The organism is Roseibium polysiphoniae, from assembly GCF_014842925.1.
In the GTDB taxonomy this organism is placed as follows: Bacteria; Pseudomonadota; Alphaproteobacteria; order Rhizobiales; family Stappiaceae; genus Roseibium; species Roseibium polysiphoniae.
In genome coordinates this window covers 168,156-186,535 of sequence record NZ_JACYXJ010000004.1, presented here as the reverse complement: position 1 = coordinate 186,535, position 18,380 = coordinate 168,156, and the positions used below count along the sequence as shown (strand labels likewise).

Genomic DNA, 18,380 nt, shown 5'->3' with positions numbered 1-18,380 from the left:
AAGCATGACAAATCCGCTCTTATTCTCATGAATACAAAGCGATTTGCGTCGCTCCGATCGGTTGCCTTGCTGTTGGGAACGCTTCTGCTGGCCGCATGCCAATCGTCCGGTATTTATCAGGGCGTTCCTGTCGACACAGCTGTCGGCTCTTCCGCCAACATCGAATCACTCACGGCTGTGATCGATTCGAACCCGCGCGATGCAGGTGCTTACAACACCCGGGGTATTGCCTATGGTCAGGCTGGCAAACTCGACAAGGCGATCGCCGATTTCAACACAGCGCTACAGCTCGACCCGCAGTCCTATCAAGCCTATGCCAACCGGGCGCTGGTGCATCGTCGGCTCGGGCAAATGCAGCCCGCCATTTCCGACTACACCCGGGCGATCAATATCAAGCCGGACTATGATGTGGCCTATGTCGGTCGCGGCAATGCATACAGGCAGCTTGGGCAATACGGTCCTGCCCTGAACGATTTCAACGCTGTCATAGCCAGGAACAGCTCCGACGCCAGGGCGTTTCACAACCGCGGCCTCATCCATCAGGCACAGGGCCAGCATCAGCGCGCGATCGAGGATTTTGCGACAGCAATTGGTCTCAACCCCAATGCGGATGAGCCCTATATCGCACGCGGCATCTCCTACCTTGCGATCAACGATCCCAACGCGGCTTTCTCTGATCTGTCGGTTGCCGTCAACCTGGACAAGCGCTCGTCGATCGCATGGGCCAATCGTGGCGTTGCACTCGAGCTGCTCGGCAAGACGAAAGATGCGCGGCGCAACTACAACAAGGCGCTCAACCTCGACGCCTCGAATGATCTCGCAAGAGAAGGCCTGGCTCGCGTGAACAAGGGACAAAGATCACTCTGATCTCTGTCAACGCAGCACATTCGATCAACATGTAAAATCTCCGGAGCTTTGTCTTTCACTCCGGAGATCGCAATGCCCCCACGCAAATCGATTGTCGTCGTCGACGGACATCCAGATCCCGCATCAGGTCACTTTTGCCATGCAATCGCAAACGCCTATCGGCGCGACGCAGAAGCTGCAGGCCATCGTGTGATCTTGATTGAGGTTTCTCGCTTGGAGTTTCCACTCCTGCGCTCGCCGGAGCATTTCGAAAACGCTCCGTCTCCCGAGAGCCTGATCCCTGCCCGGGACGCTGTCCTCTCCGCCGATCACATGGTGATCGTCTTCCCGCTTTGGCTTGGCAGCATGCCTGCACTCCTGAAGGGTTTCCTGGAACAGGTGCTGCATAAGGACACGGCGTTTGAGCCGACCGGCCCGGGCGAATTCCCGAAGGGGCGGCTAAAAGGAAAGTCAGCGCGGGTGATTGTCACCATGGGGATGCCCGCATTTTTCTTCCGTCTCTGGTACATGGCGCACGGTCTGAAAAGCCTTGAACGCAATATTCTTCGGTTCATTGGATTCAAACCAGTTCGTGACACAATTTTCGGAATGGTCGACAGGGTCAGTTCAGAAAATAGAAACGCCTGGCTCCGAAAAATCGAAGCAATGGGTAAGAAGGCGATTTAGGGCTACGCAAAACTAGAAGGGGCACTCTGCGCTGAATGTGACGCGCTCGCCCCCCGTAGGGTGATGAAACGTCAGCTCTTCCGCATGCAACTGAAGTCGGTCTGCCGCAGCCAAGGCCTCCCCTTCTGCATAAAAGCGGTCCCCAAGAATGGGGTTTCCGAGCACCAGCATGTGCACTCTCAATTGGTGCGAACGTCCTGTAACTGGCAAGAGTTTGACCCTTGTGGCTCGAGTTTCGCGCGCCTGCACCTGCCAACCAGTGACGGCGTTCCGGCCATGCTCGTGACAGACCATCTGCTTTGGTCTGTTCGGCCAGTCACAGCGAAGCGGCAAGTCAACCTCGCCCAGCTCGCCCTCCATTGTTCCCCAGACCCTGGCGATGTAGCTCTTCGCGGTTTTCCTGCGTTCGAACTGCAGTCCCAGGTGACGATGGGCAATAGGGTTCATCGCAAGCACCATCACACCTGATGTATCCATATCAAGCCGGTGGACGATCCGTGCGTCGGGATAAGCAACTTTGGCGCGTGCTTCGAGACAGTCGGAATGCTCTTCCGCCTTGCCTGGAACACTCAACAGCCCCGAAGGTTTGCTCACCACCAGAATATCGTCATCAGCATGTATCACCTCGAGACGCGGGTCTTGAGGAGGATCGTAGATGAAGGAAGAGAGCTGCGTAGAAGCCATGCCGCGCTTATAGCGCAAGAGCGACAAAACAAAAGGCGCAGAAGATCTTTCCTGCGCCTCTCAACTCGAGTTTGTCGCCAGCGTTTACGCCGACCGTCCCAAAAGGCAATCAGACCAGGTCAGACGGTCAGGATCGCAATCACCGCGGTCAGACCGAAAACTGCCGCGGACGGTACCCAGCCCTTTTCACCGAGCGCCATTCCAATCGCAGTCGCGATCAGCGTCGCAACGAGCATGAGCCAACCAAAAATCGTCGCCGCAGTGCCACCGAACGCAAACAGGATCAGACACAGCATGACATTCAGGACAGCAACAGTGCCGATCTTGGAGAAGTTGATGAAGCCTTCATACGTGCGCTCGTGCGCTTCGTAGTCCATTGCAGGCGCGGAGTTGTCAGACATTCAGTCCCCCAGGTTCAAATTGCGAGTTCGATAGCGGGTTTACAATAAAGCCATATACGCGGGCAACGCTTTCCTCAAAGAATAACGGCGTTACGAAAGGCATAACTGCGGCAAAATGCCTCTCAGGCAGCAGTTTGGGTCAGTGGCACACCAGCTGCTCGAAGCGCTTTCTCCTGCCGCTCGGCGACCGCGGAGGAAGAAAACCCGTCAATCTGTTCGTTAAAAAGACGGAAAAAGTTCAATTCCGCGCGCAGATGCAAGAAGACGCCGCCAAGACCAATCGCTGCCCGATCCATAAAGACAAACTCACGAGGAACGGTCACCGGACCAAGTTCCTTAAGGGCTTTATGCACCTTGAAAGCTTCCTTCCGGCCATATTCGGCTGCGCTGACCCCGTCGGCGATAGACCGCACGCGGTCCGTCAACAACGGCCCATAGATAAAGCGGGCCCAGATGTTCAGAATTTCGATCAGCTCTTTGGTCAGCCCCATGAATCCCCAGCGCTCATAGGCGGCCACAACACGTGCATCATCCCCTTCCAGTAGCCCCAAATAAAGATCCACAACGCCCCCGACAAAGCTTTCGGGAAAGATCCGAACACATCCGTAATCGAGGAGGTTTACGCCAGCTGGCGCACCCTCATGGCTAAAGACGGCATAATTTCCGAGGTGCGGATCTCCGTGGATCAGGCCAAAATGGCTGAAAGGATGCCACCAGGCATGAAACATCGTCGTTGCAATCCTGTTGCGCTCTTCAAGCGAATGCTCCTTGAACGACAGCAGAGGTTCGCCTTCGAGCCACCCCATGGTCAACAGACGTTTTGTCGACAGCTCTTCGACAACATCCGGCACACGGATATCGTCACGGTCGTGAAGAACGTTTCGATAGACCGCCATGTTGGCAGCTTCGCGCTTGTAGTCCAGCTCCTCGCGAACACGAGCACTGATTTCCTTCGCGATCTCCCTGGTATCGATCGCAGGCTGCATGCGCCGATGCAGTGAAAACAGCATCTGCAACTGCTGGAGGTCCGCTTCGACGGCCGAAGCCATATCAGGATATTGCAGTTTGCAGGCAAGATCGCGCCCGTCCGTGCCAACCGCCCGATGGACCTGGCCAAGAGATGCAGCGGCCGCCGGCTCCTTCCCGAATTCCCGAAACCGGGATTGCCAGTCCGCGCCCAACTCGGCGCGCATCCGGCGCTTCACGAAGGCCCAGCCCATCGGGGGTGCATTGGCCTGAAGCTCGGCCAGCGCTGTTGTGTATTCAGGCGGCAAGGCATCCGGGATGGTGGAAAGCAGCTGCGCCACCTTCATCAGTGGTCCTTTTAGCCCGCCAAGGGCAGCAGCGATTTCAGCCGCATTTTTCTCATTGTCGATATCGAAACCAAGCAAACGTGCGCCGGCGAGCTTGGCGGCAATTCCGCCAACATTGGTTCCCACTTTTGCATAGCGCCCGACACGCGCTGTCAGCCGGTTGCCTTCCCGGTCTTTTTCCAGTGCCATCTCGAGCGGACTCCTTTGCTACGCCTCGATTTCCATGTCTTCATTTAGAACACAGACCAACTTTGACCAGTCACCAGACCAACTGCTGAGAGAATCACGCGACCGTTGACGGTGGGCTCAGGTCCTGGAGAGCATCCGCAAGACGACTTTGATGTTCAGTCAGACCCTTGTAGGCCAATTGATCCGGCTCAAGGTCGAGCAGCTGCTGCCGCAGACCATTGGCCAACTCAGAACTGCGTGGGTGGGCCCGCAGCGCAGACATTGGATCGTGATGAACTTTGATCGTGAAAACGATGTCACCCGTCCCTTCAAGGCGGCGTAATGTCTGGCGCTCCACCCTCAAAAACAAACGGCCGAGCAATGCAGCGTCTTCTTCAGCAGTGTCTGTTGCAATGCGCTTGGGTTGTGGATGATGCAAATCCGGATCATCGTAGATAGACCAATTATAGCGCTCTATCAGCTGTCCGGTCTTCAGGTTCTCGAAAATGCGGCCAACGACATGTCCCATGCGCGCACCGTTGAACCCGGGCACACCCAAATGAATGTCATGCATGGATTGACCAAATTTCTGCACAAGAGACCATGATGACGGAAAGCAAAGACAGGCGGCAGCGAGCCGGTAGCCCTCAGGGCTAGGCCGCATGAGAACCAGATCCTCCTGAACCATCTGCGCTGCAACGACGAGCGGCGCGTCGTCATCCTGAAAAGCACTGCTCGTCAGACCGCGCGGGCGCGGCAGTTCTGCCGAAAGGTCATAGCGCTCAGCATGACAGCGTTGCAGATGGTCGACAACCAGCGCCAGCGTTTCCTGCTGGGCCTGCTCCGTATCCGCCTCGGCGCGGAAAACGGCGTCGCGATTGGATCGCAGGAGTTCCCCCTTGCGTTCCAAATGTTCCGCAATGTGGTCGTCCGGTTCCAGCCAGAACGCTTCTGAAACCGGCTCGAGGCCAACCGTGAACGGCTGCTTCGAACCATCATATGGCGTATGCTTGAAAGACATGAGCTAGCCTTCGAACCGCCTCCCCGCACTAGGGAGGTTCAGTCTTCCATTGCCTCAAGTTCGTCGATAATGCCCTCGATCACGGACAGGCCCTTTTTCCAGAAGGCAGGATCGCTCGCGTCCAGATTGAACGGAGCCAGAAGCTCGGAATGATGCTTGGTTCCGCCTGCCTTGAGCAGCTCAAAATATTTGTCCTGAAAACCCTCTTCCGCGTCCTGATAGACCGCATAGAGCGAGTTCACGAGACAATCGCCAAACGCATAGGCATACACATAAAACGGCGAATGAATGAAGTGAGGGATATAGGTCCAGAATGTTTCGTAGCCGGGATTGATCTGCACGGCCGGCCCGAGGCTCTCACGTTGGACATCCAGCCAAAGGTCGCCGATCTGATCCGACGTCAACTCGCCGTTTCGGCGTTCCGTGTGAAGCTTGCGCTCGAAGGTATAAAACGCGATCTGGCGAACAACCGTGTTGATCATGTCCTCCGCCTTGCCCGCCAGCATGATCTTTCGCGCAGCTTTTGTTTCTGCCTTTTCCAGCAGCGACTGAAACGTCAGCATCTCCCCAAACACGCTGGCAGTTTCGGCAAGCGTCAATGGAGTGGGAGCCATAAGCGGCCCATTGTGTCCCGCCAAAACCTGATGCACGCCGTGCCCAAGCTCATGGGCAAGCGTCATGACATCCCGAATCTTACCCTGATAGTTGACCAGCACATAGGGATGCGCACTCGGGACCGTCGGATGAGCGAAGGCGCCCGGAGCCTTCCCAGATCGTGCGGGTGCATCGATCCAGTTTTCGTCGAAGAACCTCTGGGCGATATCCGCCATATCGGGCGAAAACTGACCATAAGCCGAAAGCACCGTTCCTTTCGCCTCATCCCAGGAAATGACGCTCTTGTCAGCTTGTGGAAGCGGCGCGTTGCGGTCCCAGTGATTGAGTTTCTCAACGCCGAGCCACTTCGCCTTCATCGCATAGTAACGGTGCGACAACTTCGGATAGGCCTCCCGAACGGCGGCGACCATGGCATCGACAACCTCCCGCTCGACCCGGTTCGCAAGATGACGGCTATCCGCGATGTCACCAAACTTGCGCCAACGGTCAGAAATCTCCTTGTCCTTGGCCAGCGTGTTCGTGATGAGCGTAAAGGTTCGCAAATTTTCCGAAAAAGTCTGAGCCAAGGCTTCGGCAGCTTGCTCGCGCTTCTGCGGGTCCGCATCCTGAAGCAAGGTCAGCGTCGGCTCGACTGACAGAGTTTCGCCATTCACATCAAACGTGAGCGATGCAATGGTTTCATCAAAGAGCCGGTTCCAGGCACCACGTCCAGTCACGGATTTTTCATGAAACAGCTGCTCGACGCGGTCTTCCAGCTGAAACGGTTTTTCCTTGCGGAGGTCCTCGATCCAAGGACGATAATGCGCGAGTGCCTTGTCTTCGAGTGCCGTCTCAAGCACCGGGTCGTCGATCCTGTTCATCTCTAACGTGAAGAACAGCAAATGGGAGCTCGATGAGGTGATCTGCTCTTGCACGTCGCCATAAAACTTCTGAACCTTTGGATCGGTCGTATCTCCGGCGTAAACCAGACCGGCAAAGGATATCAGCCTCCCGAGAAGGTCTTCGAGATCTTCGTAAGCCCGTATGGCCGTAACGAGTGCGCTGACATTTTCGGAAGCCAACTCGCCGAGCTTGCCCTTGTAGGAGGTTTCAAAGGTCTTGGCCCGATCAAGCGCAGCCTGCAGGTCGGCGGCAACTTCCGGTGCATCGATCCCGTCATACAGATCGCTCAGGTCCCACTCAGGCAAGGGCCCCAGTGTTTCGGCCGCAGCCCCTTCTGCAACAGTGCGGACGATTTTGTCGAAGGGCATTTGTTATCTCCGAAACTGAAAGAAATCAGGCAGGCACAGATCAGCACCAAGACCAGCTACCCAAATGTGTAGGCTTTGCAGGCCTGTCTTCGCAATCTGTCCATCACTGATTTTTTTCGACCTACAGGACGATTTGTTTACCGGTATCAAACCAAAATGGCCCGAATTGAGACAGAATAGAACATCCGGGAACGGCGAAGATGCAGTCCAATAGCGGCAAAATCCTGATAGTCGATGACGATCCGATCCAACGGCGTCTGCTTCAAGAGGCTGTTCAAAAATTTGGACACAAGGTCAAACTCGCTGAAAACGGCGCTGAGGCGGTGCGTATCCTGACCGGACCGGAGGGGGCCGATGTCGACCTCGTCATCCTGGACATGGTCATGCCAGAGCTTGATGGCATCGGCGTCCTGACCAAAATTCGCGGCCAAAAGATTTCGATCCCAGTGATTGTTCAGACGGCGCATGGCGGGATCGATGCAGTTGTCAGTGCGATGAACGCTGGCGCGCAGGACTTCGTCGTCAAGCCCGTGGGTCCAGAGCGCCTGGATGTCTCCATCCGCAATCTCTTAAAGACTTCCGCGCTTGAAGGCGAAATCACCCGCTTTCGGAAGCAGGCCTCCGGCACACTGACCTTCTCGGATATCATCACACATTCGCCAGCAATGGAACGTGTGATCAACCTTGGCAAACGTGCTGCCTCTTCGAACATTCCGATCCTGATTGAAGGTGAGAGCGGCGTCGGCAAGGAGCTGATCGCCAGCGCTATTCAGGGGTCGGGAGACCGCAAATCCAAGCCGCTCGTGACGGTCAACTGTGGCGCCATTCCCGACAATCTGGTCGAATCCATTCTCTTCGGCCACGAAAAAGGGGCATTCACCGGCGCGGTCGACAAACATGTCGGAAAATTCCAGGAGGCCCACGGCGGTACCCTCTTCCTCGACGAGGTCGGCGAATTGCCACCGGAGGTTCAGGTCAAATTGCTGCGTGCGATCCAGGAAAACGAGATCGACCCCATCGGCGCCAAGCGCCCTGTGAAAGTCGATTTCCGCCTGATTTCTGCGACGAACCGCCGGTTGATCGACCAGGTCAAAGAAGGCGCTTTCCGCGAAGATCTCTATTATCGCCTGAATGTGTTCCCGATCTGGATCCCGCCGCTGCGCGATCGACATGAAGACATCCCCGCACTGACCCGTCACTTTCTGGCGCGCTTTGCCGCCGAAGAGCGAAAGCCGCAAGTCGCGAGCATCGCGCCTGACGCCCTTGCCATGCTTCAGGCTTACAATTGGCCAGGCAACATCCGTCAGCTTGAGAACACCGTGTTCCGCGCCGTCGTTCTGTGCGACGGAGCGAGCCTGACCGCCGATGATTTCCCGCAAGTCGCTGCAGCCATAGACCATAACCCGCAGGTGGCCAGCCGTTCGTCAATGTCGGCTCATGCAGCGCCCATGTCAGCGGCAGCAGAAGCCCCGTCGACGCCCGCCGCCGGCAGTCCGGCTTCAGACACGGCATTGCCGAACCACGACCAAATCGCGCAAACACATTCGGCTGCATCTCATGATGCGTTTCGCCACGCAGCCCCCTTCGGCTTCATGCGAAGCCTCGACAATGACGGTCATGTCCGCAAGCTGGTGGATGTGGAAGAAGAGCTTATTCGAACCGCAATCAACCACTATTCCGGACGCATGACAGAGGTGGCCAAGCGCCTTGGCATTGGCCGCTCGACGCTCTATCGAAAGCTGAAGGAATATGGTCTGGAAGATCAGGACGGCAACAAGGATGCGGCGGCCTGACACAAAGGCAAAGCCATTGCGGAGCCCCAGACGATCGGGGCCAAATTTTGGCCAATCTTTTTCAGGATAAAACTTTCTCAAAAAAAGAAAGCGAAGTTGCAATTCCGCCACGTTTTTGGCTCAAATGAAAACAGGGTAAAAGCTTCTTAACCTGCGCGAGCTATTTTTGCTTTTGCTGGGGAGCAAGGGATGGGCCAAGGGCCATCAACAACGGCGAGATGGTATTTTGCGTAAACGGTTAGTTGGATTCGACGCCGTAAGGGGGCTGCAGCGTGTGGCAACCCTTTTGTGTCTGCTGGCATCACTGCCTATTTTTGCAATCGGCACTGCGTCCGCCGAGACCCGGACGTTGAAGCTCTACAACACCCACACCAAAGAACGCGTTGAAGTCACCTTCAAGAAGAACGGCCGCTATATCCCCTCCGGTCTGCGCGAAGCCAATCGGTTTCTGCGCGACTGGCGCCGCAACGAGATCACCAACATCGATCCAAAACTGCTCGATCTTGTCTGGGAGGTCTATCAGAAGGTTCGTGGCAAGCAGCCGATTTACGTCGTTTCCAGCTATCGCTCGCCTGCAACCAACAACATGCTTCGCAAGCGCTCACGTGGCGTGGCCAAAAACAGCCAGCATACGCTCGGCAAGGCTATGGATTTCTATATCCCCGGCGTGAACCTGGCCAAATTGCGCGCAACAGGCTTGCGCCAGGAGGTCGGCGGTGTCGGCTATTATCCGCGGTCGGGCTCGCCCTTCGTTCACATGGACACGGGCAGTGTCCGTCACTGGCCGCGCATGTCCCGATCTCAGCTTGCCAAGGTCTTCCCGGATGGCAAGACGCTGCATTTCCCGTCGGATGGCAAACCGATGAAGGGATACAAACTCGCTTTGGCAGAAAGCAAATCCGGCAAGAAGCGTTCAAGCAGTCCGACGATCGTCGCCAGCAGAAGCCCCGCACCTGTCGTGCGATCAGGCGGAACCACTGGTCAGTCGGTACGCAATTCTGGTGACATTGTCCGGCCCGCACCTGCTGAGGCGCAGGCCTCGGGCGGTGGAAACTTGCTCGCTTCATTGTTCCGCAACAACAATTCGAATGACGTGGCACAACGTTCCAGGGTCGCGGCCGTTCGACCGAACGACGCACCGCTGCCGCCAGGGGCATTGCCCGGCGTTCGCAGGTCTGGTGACAACTCCTCACCAGCTCAAGCTGCTGCTCCCGTCACCGAGGCACCGCCAATTCCCGTGGTGAAAGAGGGATCAGAACCCGAAGTTGCTCCTCAGGCCGATGACAGGATCATAATTGCGGGCATTGTTCCGTCTTCAAAGCCGTCTCTCGCACCAGAGGTACCGGCCCAAGCTGACGCCTTAACGCAGCTGGCATCTGCTGCGGCTCCCAATACGCTCGACAGTCAACGCGTCGCACTTGAACAGGGCATCACACCTACTCCCCCGGCGCCGCTCGCCGACAGCAGCAGGTTCGACGTCGCCACAAAACTACCGGCGCAAAAACCGGCTGACCAACTGGTCGCGGCAACCCAGGCGGCTGCGCTGAACGAACAAAGCATTTCCGGAAACGTACCCGTTCCGCCGGTGGCACCAGCGACGGATCCGGTCGCAGCTATCGTTGCAGCAACTGGCGGCAGCACGGTTTCACCAGCGTCTGATACCTTAGCCCCGGCAACGCTCGCCTATGCGTCTGCGACCGCGATTCCTTCGCTTTCCAAGCCTGCCCCTGCGCCACGCAGCACATCTTCTATGCAAGCTCCGCAACTTCCGCGGCCAGGCGCAGCGACCAACGCCGTCGCGAGGTCGGTCTCTGGCCGCATCCCGCTTGATGAGATCAAGGATCCGCTTGCAGGCTTTGCCGGATTACCGGACAAAACCGAGCCCCGTCTGATTTCCGGCAGCGGCACCACCCGGCATGGGCTTTTTGCGTCACTCAGTCACCCGAAGCAGAGAACGCTGGAAAACTTCCTGGCACCAGGCAACAGATTCGTCAGCGGCGGCTTCGAGATCTTCCCATATGGCGCGTTGCGTACGGATCGCTTCGACGGCCCGGCCGTCATTGTCCTGCCGGTAACATTCGCTCGCTGAGACACTCTTCCGATCAGACAAAAAAGGCGGCCAATGCGGCCGCCTTTTTTATATTGGTCCGTCTAATCGATTAGACTGTCAAATGCCGCCCTGACCATCACTGCCGACAAATGCAATCCGCAGCATGTTGGTCGAACCAGGCGTTCCGAAAGGCACCCCGGCCGTCACGATGATCCGTTGACCAGGCTTGGCATAACCTTCGGTGAAGGAGATCCGGCAAGCGCGATCGACCATGTCATCCTCATTGGCAGCGTCTTCACTGACCACACAATGAAGCCCCCAGGCCAGTGCAAGCCGACGTGCCGTCGCAACAACCGGCGACAACACGATAAGCGGAGAGGATGGACGCTCACGAGAAGCGCGCAAACCAGTAGCACCTGAAGTCGTGTAACAGACGACAGCCGCAAGGTTCAGCGTTTCAGCAATTTGCCGCGCCGCTGCGGAAATCGCATCAGCACCTGTCGCTTCCGGCTCTGTGCGCTGCGCATGGATGATGTTCAGGAAATTCGGATCCTGCTCCACTTCCTGGGCGATCTTGTCCATCGTCTCGACAGCTTCAACCGGGAAATCGCCAGCAGCCGATTCTGCAGACAACATGACCGCATCAGCGCCTTCGAAAACCGCAGTGGCAACGTCAGAGACTTCAGCGCGCGTAGGCACTGGAGCAGTAATCATGGATTCAAGCATCTGTGTTGCAATCACGACCGGCTTACCTGCACGCCTTGCAGCACGCGTGATCTGCTTCTGCAGCCCCGGCACTTGCTCAAGCGGCATCTCAACGCCGAGGTCGCCACGCGCCACCATGATGGCATCCGAAAGCTCGATGATCTCAGCCAAACGGCCGATCGCCTGGGGCTTTTCGATCTTTGCCAGAACACCAGCACGACCGCGTGTGATCTTGCGCACTTCAGCGATATCATCCGGGCGCTGAACAAACGAAAGCGCGACCCAGTCAACACTCTGTTCGAGAGCAGCGACAAGGTCGCGATGATCCTTCTCCGTCATCGCGCTCGTCGCAATTTCAGAATCGGGAACGCTGACGCCCTTGCGGTTGGAAAGCTTGCCGCCGACGATGACTTCAGTCACTGCTGAAGTGTCCGTGCACTCGACGACGCGAAGCTGAATCTTGCCATCGTCCAGAAGCAGACGGTGGGTCGGTTCGAGCGCCTTCAAGATTTCCGGATGCGGCAGCTGTACCCGGTTCACATCGCCTTCAGCCGGATCTGTGTCCAAGGTGAAGGTAGCACCGTTTTCAAGCATGACCGGGCCATCCTTGAAGATGCCAACCCGAAGTTTCGGTCCTTGCAGATCAGCCAGAATTCCAATTGGCCGTCCAACCTTTTCCTCAACCGAACGGATGCGCTCAACGAGCATCTTGAGACGATCATGGTCAGTATGGCTCATGTTGATGCGAAACACGTCCGCACCGGAGCAATACAGCTTTTCTATGATGTCTTGTTCTGAAGAGGAGGGTCCGAGAGTTGCTAGTATCTTAACTCGTCGGTTACGTCTCATCGCCCGCCTGTCCCCTGTTGCACGGGCTCTGTCAGCTGAACTGTCCAGCTACTCTGCTCACCCGTGTCGATCTCAAAAAAACCTGTGCGCTCAAAGCCGCGAGCCACACAGTCTTCAATACCACGAATGGTGAATTCCTTTTCGCGCGTACACATGAACGCGCGCCCCCCCCATTCGCCGAATTGGTCATAATCGACAGCGTAGATGTAATAGTAGCGTGACACGAGAGCACCTGGAACGAGTGTTTCACAGGAATTCTCGTCTAAATTCCACCAGCCTTCGGTGATCCATTCGGTCTTGTCTTTGTAACCGATTGCAATCCCGACCTTGCTCTCCGTCTTGTTGCATAGACGAAGATCTGCCTTTGCCACACCACCAGTTGCTGACAAAAGCAGCAGAGTCACGCATGCGCCCAATGCTGTCTTCACAGCAAAGCGGAAAAGCCCAAGAGGCCCCGTCCGGCGTCGTTCCCCATCGTTGCTCATATTCAGTCGTTTGTCTCGCGGCTTTATAACATTAGCTTTTTGCTAGGACATGTCAGTATTGTCAACGATGATAGCTCGAAAGTCGTTGACGTTTGTAAAAGTCGGACCGGGGACAAGAAGGTCCGAAAGCGCATGAAAGAAACGCGTGCTATCGTTTCTGACCAAAAATGAGGCGGGATCAAGGCCGAAAGAACGTGCACGGCTAATGGTGGACGGAAAAACATAGGCGCCGGCAGGATCACTCGCCAAACCTTTTCCACCGTCCGTTCCATCCGTGTCGGCTGCCAGCGCAGAGACCATCGGCGTTTCTGACAATCCCAGTGCCAGTGCCAGTGCATATTCCTGATTCGGCCCGCCGCTGCCATCACCGGCAATTGTGACCGTCAGCTCACCACCCGAGAGCAAGACCGCTCTCCGTCCTTCTTTGGCGAGTTCCTTTGCAAGGTCGGCATGCTCGTGCGCACGGTCTCTGGCTTCACCCTCCAGGCTGTCTCCGAGAAAAATAGGTTCGTAACCTGCAAGCCGCGCAACCTCGCCAGCAACTTCCAGAGACGCTTGAGGCCTGGCGACGATCTTGAACTCCGCGCGCTCAAACGCGGGATCGTCTGGCTTAAGCGTCTCGTTCGCAGGGTCATTCAAGGCCACGCGCACCGACTCGGGAAGTTCGATATCATAGCGCGTACAAATTTCCTGGGCATCCGCGAGCGTCGATCCATCTGGCACAGTCGGGCCGGAGGCTATTGCTGCGGGATCATCATAGGGCACATCAGAGATGGCCAGGGTCGTCATGCGTGCATCGCCGACAAGGGCCGCCAGCCGACCACCCTTGATGCGCGAGAGATGCTTGCGCACCTTGTTGATCTCGTCGATTGTCGCGCCAGATCGCAACAAAGCCTTCGTCAGCGCCTGTTTGTCATCAAGCGTCACGCCCGTGACAGGCGCGATCCAGTTGGCCGACCCACCGCCAGAAAGCAGAACAACGATGAGGTCGTCACGGCCTGCAGCCTTGACCAACTCCAGGCATCGACGTGTCGCATTCACACCAGCTTCGTCCGGCACCGGATGACCTGCCTCGATCAATTCGATCGTTCCGGTGGGGCGGGCATAGCCATGGCGGGTCACGCCGAGCCCGATCAACCGATCACGATCCAACCCCAAGGTTTCGCGATAATGCCGCTCCGCCACTTCCAGCATAGCCCCAGCGCCTTTGCCGGCGGCCAGCAGAACAATGCGTCCAGTTTCCGCCGGAGCAGGTAAATACGGTGGCAGACAGTTCTCCGGAAGCGCCGCGGCTACGGCTGCATCGAACATGGCACGAAGCAACTCCAGGTTCGGGCGTTCCTCAGTCATGCTTTGCCTTTCATGTGCGCTTTCTTCAGTCGCGGCAGGAACCGTATGTATCTGAAGAGAATCACGAGGTTTCCATCAATTTGCAGACTTGTTCCCGCCACGCCAAGGCCGTTACCGCCTGAAATAGCAGCTTTCCTGAATTTGATCGCACCTTACGTGGATCTAGGAACCAACAGGCTTGGTTCACTGTAGCGCTTGGTCTAAAGCTAAACCGCGCACGGCGAGTGCGTGTGACCACAACAATTGACCATTCAGATAGTTCAGCCGCCGCCATGCCCAACGCTTCCAGCGCGCCCTCAAGTGCCCATTTCGATCCCACCGAGACCATAGAAGGGGATCTTACAGGCGGACTTCTGCTTTTGTGCGATCACGCGAGTAATGCGGTGCCACCAGAGTATGGCGATCTGGGCCTGCCAGCGGTAGAATCTGAAAGACATATCGGCTACGACATCGGCGCCCGGCCATTGACGGTGGAACTGGCCGAACGCCTTGGCACGCCAGCATTGATGACGACCTACTCCCGGCTTCTGATCGACCCCAATCGCGGCGAGGACGACCCGACGATCGTGATGCGGCTCTCGGACGGCGCCGTGGTTCCCGGCAATGCTCGCATTGACCATGCAGAGCGGGAGAGCCGTATCGCCCGCTTTCATCGCCCCTACCATGATCTTGTCGACGCAACCCTTGACCAGATGCTTGATAAGGCCCCGCCACCGGTCATCATCTCAATCCACAGTTATACGGCCGTCTGGCGCGGGGTCCCGAGACCTTGGCATGCCGGAATTTTGTGGGACAGCGACAAGCGCGCCGTGCGCCCTTTCATCGACCAGTTGAAAGCCCAGGGCGACCTTGTGGTCGGCGATAACGAGCCGTACGACGGAGCTCTCAAGAACGACACCATGTATCGCCACGCCACGCGCAGGGGCATTGCCCACGCTTTGCTTGAGGTCAGACAGGACCTGATCGCCGATGGGCCTGGCGTGTTGGAGTGGGCCGATCGATTGCAGCCGATCCTTGAAGATCTGAGGCAGCGTTCCGACCTCAGGCAAATCAGCCATCATCAATCGCGAAGCGATCGCAACGATTGAGCCAGGAGAGACATCATGGACAAGAACACGCAAACCGAACTCGAAGCGGCAGTGTTTCGCCGCCTTGTTTCACACCTGCAGGGCCGAACTGATGTTCAGAACATCGACATGATGAACCTGGCCGGCTTTTGCAGAAACTGCCTTTCGAACTGGTACCGGGACGCCGCCGAGGAGCACGGCCTTGAAATGGACAAGGAATCGTCGCGAGAAATCGTCTACGGAATGCCCTATTCGGACTGGAAGGAAAAATTCCAGAGTGAAGCAACTGCAGAACAAAAAGCCGCCTTCGAAGTGAACAAACCAGAGCATTGATGGCTGGGACAGTGAAGCGGCTTGACCTTGCCAATCATCTCTGGCACGGCACATTCCAACTTCAAACCAAGCGATAACAATACCAACAAGGAGAAGCATTCTCATGTCAGATCCGGGCGGAGTGGCCGGCGATCAGCTGCGCGCTTTCGTAGAGCGTATCGAGCGCCTCGAAGAAGAAAAGAAAGTCATCTCCGATGACATCAAGGACGTCTACGCGGAAGCCAAGGGCAATGGCTACGACGTAAAGATCCTGCGCAAGGTGGTCTCCCTGCGCAAAAAACAGCCCCATGAGCGGGAAGAGGAAGAGGCCGTTCTGGATCTCTATCTCCATGCTCTCGGCATGGCTGGCTCCGCTGAAGGCTAAAGCCAGCACGACGCAGTTCAGCGGCATCCTTGCCGCTGAACGCCTACCTTACCGACCCGTTCTGCGCGCCGGACGGCCCAGAAGCAGAACGCATATCCTCCCCCACCACCAAAGCTGCCATCATATTGCGGATCTCCGCTGCGATCTGAGCTGAATGGGTATGGTGCGGCATATGCCCGGCGCCCTCGAGCACCAGCAACCTCGCATTCACCAGATCCTGCATCAGCCCGTCGCTGTGAATGCTCGGCCAGACGACGCTGTCATCCGTACCGGTGACGACAAGTGCCGGCTGATCGATTTCTCCATACCGTTCAGACTGCCTAGATAGATTTCGCTTGAGGTTGGCAACGTCCTGCGCATTGGCACGAAAACTGTGCGGACGAAAAAGCAGAGGCAAACCAATCTCGGCCGCATAATTCGGTGGCATCTGCTCGGGGGCAAATACGTGCGCGATCGACTTGGGGGCCAGAAGCTCCCCAACAGGCAACGTCAGCGTCCAGCAAAATACAGGCCCTAAAACAGGCAGCGCAGCGACCCGGTAGTACCAGTTCACACCGCCGGGCCAAGGGTGTGTCGCCGCTGCGACAAAGGCCAGACCCCGCACGAGGTCGGATCGCTCCAGCGCAAGGGCAGCAGTGACAGCCGCGCCGAGGGAATGACCAACAACGAAACAGGAGGAGATGCCCAAGGCATCCAGGAGCGCTCCGATCGATCGCGCCTGTTCAATCGGGTCGTTGTGATCAGGCGTTTTTCGGCTGCTGTGCCCAAGCCCGGGCCGATCCACGAATAGCAGATCATGGTCCTCACCGAACCGTCCTTGGAACGCTATTTTTTGGTCCAGGGCATTCCCGCTGGCTCCGTGGATAAACACCAGGACGGGTCGCGACTCAGATCCAGACGAGCGTCTTCGATAGTGATAGTGGAAGCGAACACCTCCGGCGGTCTTCAACTCGCCTTCAGGCGCCAGCTTTCCTGCGATACGGCGGCTTCTCACAAGGGTGTAGAGCAACAAAACCGCCGGAAGAGCGGCCAGGAAAAAGATCAACGCCTGAATGTCCATTCGCTAAGGGGTAGCCTCATAAGGGCGTTTGAATCGCTCGGAGATGCTTTGTCCGACCAGCGGAAGCGAAGAGCAAGACGGGTCGGCTAGGCAGGGCCTCGAGCTATTCAGATTGGCTCGCCGGCAGCTTCTTTTTCCAAGGCCTCAATCGTATCCAGGGCATTGGTCAGACCGGGATGAATTTCGACGGCCTTCTTGAAGGTGTCCAGCGCCCGGTCTTCCTGTCCAAGACGGCGCTGGATGATCGCAAGTCCTGACATGGCGCCCCAATGGCGCGGCTCCAACGCGAGCGTTCGTTCGATATCGACAAGAGAACGGGCGAAATCCCGCTGCATGTAAAAGACCGTCGCCCTGCGATTCCAGCCTTCTGCAAAATCGGGAGAAAGCGTCACGATAATGTCGAGCATATCGAGGGCCAAAGCGTGATCTTCGGCCTTCAGCGCTTGACCAGCCCGCGCCATCATCAGATCAACAGTATCGCTGCCCGAATCCAGCCAGAGAAGCTGAATCTCTCTTGCGATACGATCCGCCTCGGAAGTGCCTTCAGCATCTTTGAGGCGTACAAACAGGGCATCAAGCTCAGAAGCGCCAGGTGGGCCGTCCGGATCGACCACAGCCGGCTGGTCTGCGTCGACTTCCGGTATCAGGGTGTCCAGATCATCGACAGACGGGACATCGGCCTCCGGCCCCAAATCAGGGGTCGTCTCCGCGAAGGAGGAGCCCATGGCTCCGAGAATCAGAATGACAAACAAAAAAAGCCGCATGCCGACAAGATATCTTGTCGGCCGCAGCGGTCAATCCGTTAAACGGACAATCAAGAGATCACAAAGGCGCGAGATCGCGCCCCGCATCAGCCCTGACGGGCTTTGAAGCGCGGGTTTTTCTTGTTGATGATGTAGACGCGGCCTTTACGGCGAACCATGCGGTTGTCGCGGTGACGTCCCATAAGCGCTTTAAGCGAATTCTTGATCTTCATGACACTGTCCCCCGAAAGGGCCTTACTTACCCGTAAACATGAAACGAGCGCCCCAAGCGCTCGCTGTGACTGGCCCTCTCCGGAAAAACCGCAGCATGGAAAATCCATTGCGCCGATTTTCTTGGTCCGGGAAGACCCGCGCCGATCAAGCCCGTAGTGGCCAATAGCGCAAAAATGGTGGGCGTGACAGGGATTGAACCTGTGACCCCTTCGATGTCAACGAAGTGCTCTCCCGCTGAGCTACACGCCCGAATTATTCGGTATCACTGCGCCGAAACGCTGTGGTGGGGAGCGATATAACGAGGATCCGTGACCGACGCAACACCCTTTTTCACAGAACCGTCAAACAATTCCACAGAGCAA

At 56.9% G+C, this 18,380-nt stretch carries 18 protein-coding genes and 1 tRNA gene; 7 read left to right on the top strand and 12 right to left on the bottom strand.

What is annotated here, in order from left to right:
• The first annotated feature begins 27 nt into the window (after positions 1-27).
• Positions 28-867 carry a tetratricopeptide repeat protein gene (locus IG617_RS11075; protein WP_192109635.1) on the top strand — a complete coding sequence of 280 codons (840 nt, stop codon included), beginning with the start codon at positions 28-30 and terminating at the stop codon, positions 865-867.
• Between the two features lie 72 nt (positions 868-939).
• Positions 940-1,533 (top strand): NAD(P)H-dependent oxidoreductase, encoded by a 594-nt coding sequence (locus tag IG617_RS11070; protein ID WP_192109291.1) that lies wholly within the window; start codon positions 940-942, stop codon positions 1,531-1,533.
• A gap of 12 nt (positions 1,534-1,545) precedes the next feature.
• Here the strand turns inward: IG617_RS11070 and IG617_RS11065 are convergent, their stop codons facing one another.
• The 5 genes from IG617_RS11065 to IG617_RS11045 form a co-directional block, all read right to left on the bottom strand.
• The gene (locus IG617_RS11065) at positions 1,546-2,217 is read right to left on the bottom strand and encodes a pseudouridine synthase (protein WP_192109290.1); all 672 of its coding nucleotides are present in this window, start codon (positions 2,215-2,217) and stop codon (positions 1,546-1,548) included.
• 119 nt (positions 2,218-2,336) lie between these two features.
• Positions 2,337-2,618, bottom strand: a complete 282-nt coding sequence (locus IG617_RS11060; protein WP_192109289.1) for an aa3-type cytochrome c oxidase subunit IV — start codon at positions 2,616-2,618, stop codon at positions 2,337-2,339.
• 122 nt (positions 2,619-2,740) lie between these two features.
• Positions 2,741-4,120, bottom strand: a complete 1,380-nt coding sequence (locus IG617_RS11055) for an ABC1 kinase family protein (RefSeq protein WP_192109288.1) — start codon at positions 4,118-4,120, stop codon at positions 2,741-2,743.
• 94 nt (positions 4,121-4,214) lie between these two features.
• Positions 4,215-5,120, bottom strand: a complete 906-nt coding sequence (locus IG617_RS11050; protein ID WP_192109287.1) for a heme-dependent oxidative N-demethylase family protein — start codon at positions 5,118-5,120, stop codon at positions 4,215-4,217.
• Between the two features lie 38 nt (positions 5,121-5,158).
• Positions 5,159-6,985, bottom strand: coding sequence for a M3 family oligoendopeptidase (locus IG617_RS11045; protein ID WP_192109286.1), 1,827 nt, complete (start codon positions 6,983-6,985; stop codon positions 5,159-5,161).
• 200 nt (positions 6,986-7,185) lie between these two features.
• On the opposite strand from IG617_RS11045, the gene IG617_RS11040 reads away from it, so the two are divergent.
• Positions 7,186-8,778 carry a sigma-54-dependent transcriptional regulator gene (locus IG617_RS11040; RefSeq protein WP_192109285.1) on the top strand — a complete coding sequence of 531 codons (1,593 nt, stop codon included), beginning with the start codon at positions 7,186-7,188 and terminating at the stop codon, positions 8,776-8,778.
• Between the two features lie 274 nt (positions 8,779-9,052).
• Positions 9,053-10,867: a peptidoglycan L,D-endopeptidase MepK gene (gene mepK / locus IG617_RS11035; RefSeq protein WP_338109965.1), complete on the top strand. Its 1,815-nt coding sequence runs from the start codon at positions 9,053-9,055 to the stop codon at positions 10,865-10,867.
• Between the two features lie 78 nt (positions 10,868-10,945).
• On the opposite strand, the gene pyk is transcribed toward mepK, so the two are convergent.
• The 3 genes from pyk to IG617_RS11020 are packed head-to-tail and all read right to left on the bottom strand — an operon-like array spanning position 10,946 to position 14,217.
• The gene (gene pyk / locus IG617_RS11030; RefSeq protein ID WP_192109283.1) at positions 10,946-12,382 is read right to left on the bottom strand and encodes a pyruvate kinase; all 1,437 of its coding nucleotides are present in this window, start codon (positions 12,380-12,382) and stop codon (positions 10,946-10,948) included.
• On the bottom strand, positions 12,379-12,867 hold the full coding sequence (locus IG617_RS11025; RefSeq protein ID WP_209008422.1) for a DUF1036 domain-containing protein: 489 nt from the start codon (positions 12,865-12,867) through the stop codon (positions 12,379-12,381). Before IG617_RS11025 ends, pyk begins: the two co-directional genes overlap by 4 nt.
• Before the next feature lie 42 nt (positions 12,868-12,909).
• A complete protein-coding gene (locus IG617_RS11020; protein ID WP_192109282.1) occupies positions 12,910-14,217 on the bottom strand; it encodes a glycerate kinase type-2 family protein in 1,308 nt (435 codons plus the stop codon).
• A gap of 272 nt (positions 14,218-14,489) precedes the next feature.
• Here IG617_RS11020 and IG617_RS11015 point away from each other — a divergent pair, with 272 nt between their 5' ends.
• The 3 genes from IG617_RS11015 to IG617_RS11005 all read left to right on the top strand — a co-directional run bounded on the left by IG617_RS11015 (position 14,490) and on the right by IG617_RS11005 (position 15,981).
• A complete protein-coding gene (locus IG617_RS11015) occupies positions 14,490-15,305 on the top strand; it encodes an N-formylglutamate amidohydrolase (RefSeq protein ID WP_192109634.1) in 816 nt (271 codons plus the stop codon).
• 15 nt (positions 15,306-15,320) lie between these two features.
• Positions 15,321-15,617, top strand: coding sequence for a DUF1244 domain-containing protein (locus tag IG617_RS11010; protein WP_192109281.1), 297 nt, complete (start codon positions 15,321-15,323; stop codon positions 15,615-15,617).
• A 103-nt stretch (positions 15,618-15,720) separates the two neighbouring features.
• Positions 15,721-15,981 carry a DUF2312 domain-containing protein gene (locus tag IG617_RS11005; protein WP_153771880.1) on the top strand — a complete coding sequence of 87 codons (261 nt, stop codon included), beginning with the start codon at positions 15,721-15,723 and terminating at the stop codon, positions 15,979-15,981.
• A 43-nt stretch (positions 15,982-16,024) separates the two neighbouring features.
• Here IG617_RS11005 and IG617_RS11000 read toward each other — a convergent pair whose 3' ends face one another.
• The 4 genes from IG617_RS11000 to IG617_RS10985 form a co-directional block, all read right to left on the bottom strand.
• Positions 16,025-17,041: an alpha/beta fold hydrolase gene (locus IG617_RS11000; RefSeq protein ID WP_192109280.1), complete on the bottom strand. Its 1,017-nt coding sequence runs from the start codon at positions 17,039-17,041 to the stop codon at positions 16,025-16,027.
• Positions 17,042-17,148: 107 nt separating this feature from the next.
• Positions 17,149-17,805 (bottom strand): tetratricopeptide repeat protein, encoded by a 657-nt coding sequence (locus tag IG617_RS10995; protein ID WP_192109279.1) that lies wholly within the window; start codon positions 17,803-17,805, stop codon positions 17,149-17,151.
• A gap of 86 nt (positions 17,806-17,891) precedes the next feature.
• Positions 17,892-18,017 carry a type B 50S ribosomal protein L36 gene (gene ykgO / locus IG617_RS10990; protein WP_008551489.1) on the bottom strand — a complete coding sequence of 42 codons (126 nt, stop codon included), beginning with the start codon at positions 18,015-18,017 and terminating at the stop codon, positions 17,892-17,894.
• A gap of 175 nt (positions 18,018-18,192) precedes the next feature.
• Positions 18,193-18,267 (bottom strand) — tRNA-Val (locus IG617_RS10985).
• Between the last annotated feature and the right edge of the window lie 113 nt (positions 18,268-18,380).

Excerpts from the sequence above, each read along its gene's own strand:
- IG617_RS11000 (WP_192109280.1), bottom strand. The coding sequence starts at position 17,041 with ATGGACATTCAGGCGTTGATCTTTTTCCTGGCCGCTCTTCCGGCGGTT.
- IG617_RS11075 (WP_192109635.1), top strand. The coding sequence starts at position 28 with ATGAATACAAAGCGATTTGCGTCGCTCCGATCGGTTGCCTTGCTGTTG.
- IG617_RS11040 (WP_192109285.1), top strand. The coding sequence starts at position 7,186 with ATGCAGTCCAATAGCGGCAAAATCCTGATAGTCGATGACGATCCGATC.
- ykgO (WP_008551489.1), bottom strand. The coding sequence starts at position 18,017 with ATGAAGATCAAGAATTCGCTTAAAGCGCTTATGGGACGTCACCGCGAC.
- IG617_RS11025 (WP_209008422.1), bottom strand. The coding sequence starts at position 12,867 with ATGAGCAACGATGGGGAACGACGCCGGACGGGGCCTCTTGGGCTTTTC.
- IG617_RS11010 (WP_192109281.1), top strand. The coding sequence starts at position 15,321 with ATGGACAAGAACACGCAAACCGAACTCGAAGCGGCAGTGTTTCGCCGC.
- IG617_RS11020 (WP_192109282.1), bottom strand. The coding sequence starts at position 14,217 with ATGACTGAGGAACGCCCGAACCTGGAGTTGCTTCGTGCCATGTTCGAT.
- pyk (WP_192109283.1), bottom strand. The coding sequence starts at position 12,382 with ATGAGACGTAACCGACGAGTTAAGATACTAGCAACTCTCGGACCCTCC.
- IG617_RS11015 (WP_192109634.1), top strand. The coding sequence starts at position 14,490 with ATGCCCAACGCTTCCAGCGCGCCCTCAAGTGCCCATTTCGATCCCACC.
- IG617_RS11070 (WP_192109291.1), top strand. The coding sequence starts at position 940 with ATGCCCCCACGCAAATCGATTGTCGTCGTCGACGGACATCCAGATCCC.
- IG617_RS11005 (WP_153771880.1), top strand. The coding sequence starts at position 15,721 with ATGTCAGATCCGGGCGGAGTGGCCGGCGATCAGCTGCGCGCTTTCGTA.
- IG617_RS11060 (WP_192109289.1), bottom strand. The coding sequence starts at position 2,618 with ATGTCTGACAACTCCGCGCCTGCAATGGACTACGAAGCGCACGAGCGC.
- IG617_RS11050 (WP_192109287.1), bottom strand. The coding sequence starts at position 5,120 with ATGTCTTTCAAGCATACGCCATATGATGGTTCGAAGCAGCCGTTCACG.
- IG617_RS11055 (WP_192109288.1), bottom strand. The coding sequence starts at position 4,120 with ATGGCACTGGAAAAAGACCGGGAAGGCAACCGGCTGACAGCGCGTGTC.
- IG617_RS11065 (WP_192109290.1), bottom strand. The coding sequence starts at position 2,217 with ATGGCTTCTACGCAGCTCTCTTCCTTCATCTACGATCCTCCTCAAGAC.
- IG617_RS11045 (WP_192109286.1), bottom strand. The coding sequence starts at position 6,985 with ATGCCCTTCGACAAAATCGTCCGCACTGTTGCAGAAGGGGCTGCGGCC.
- IG617_RS10995 (WP_192109279.1), bottom strand. The coding sequence starts at position 17,805 with ATGCGGCTTTTTTTGTTTGTCATTCTGATTCTCGGAGCCATGGGCTCC.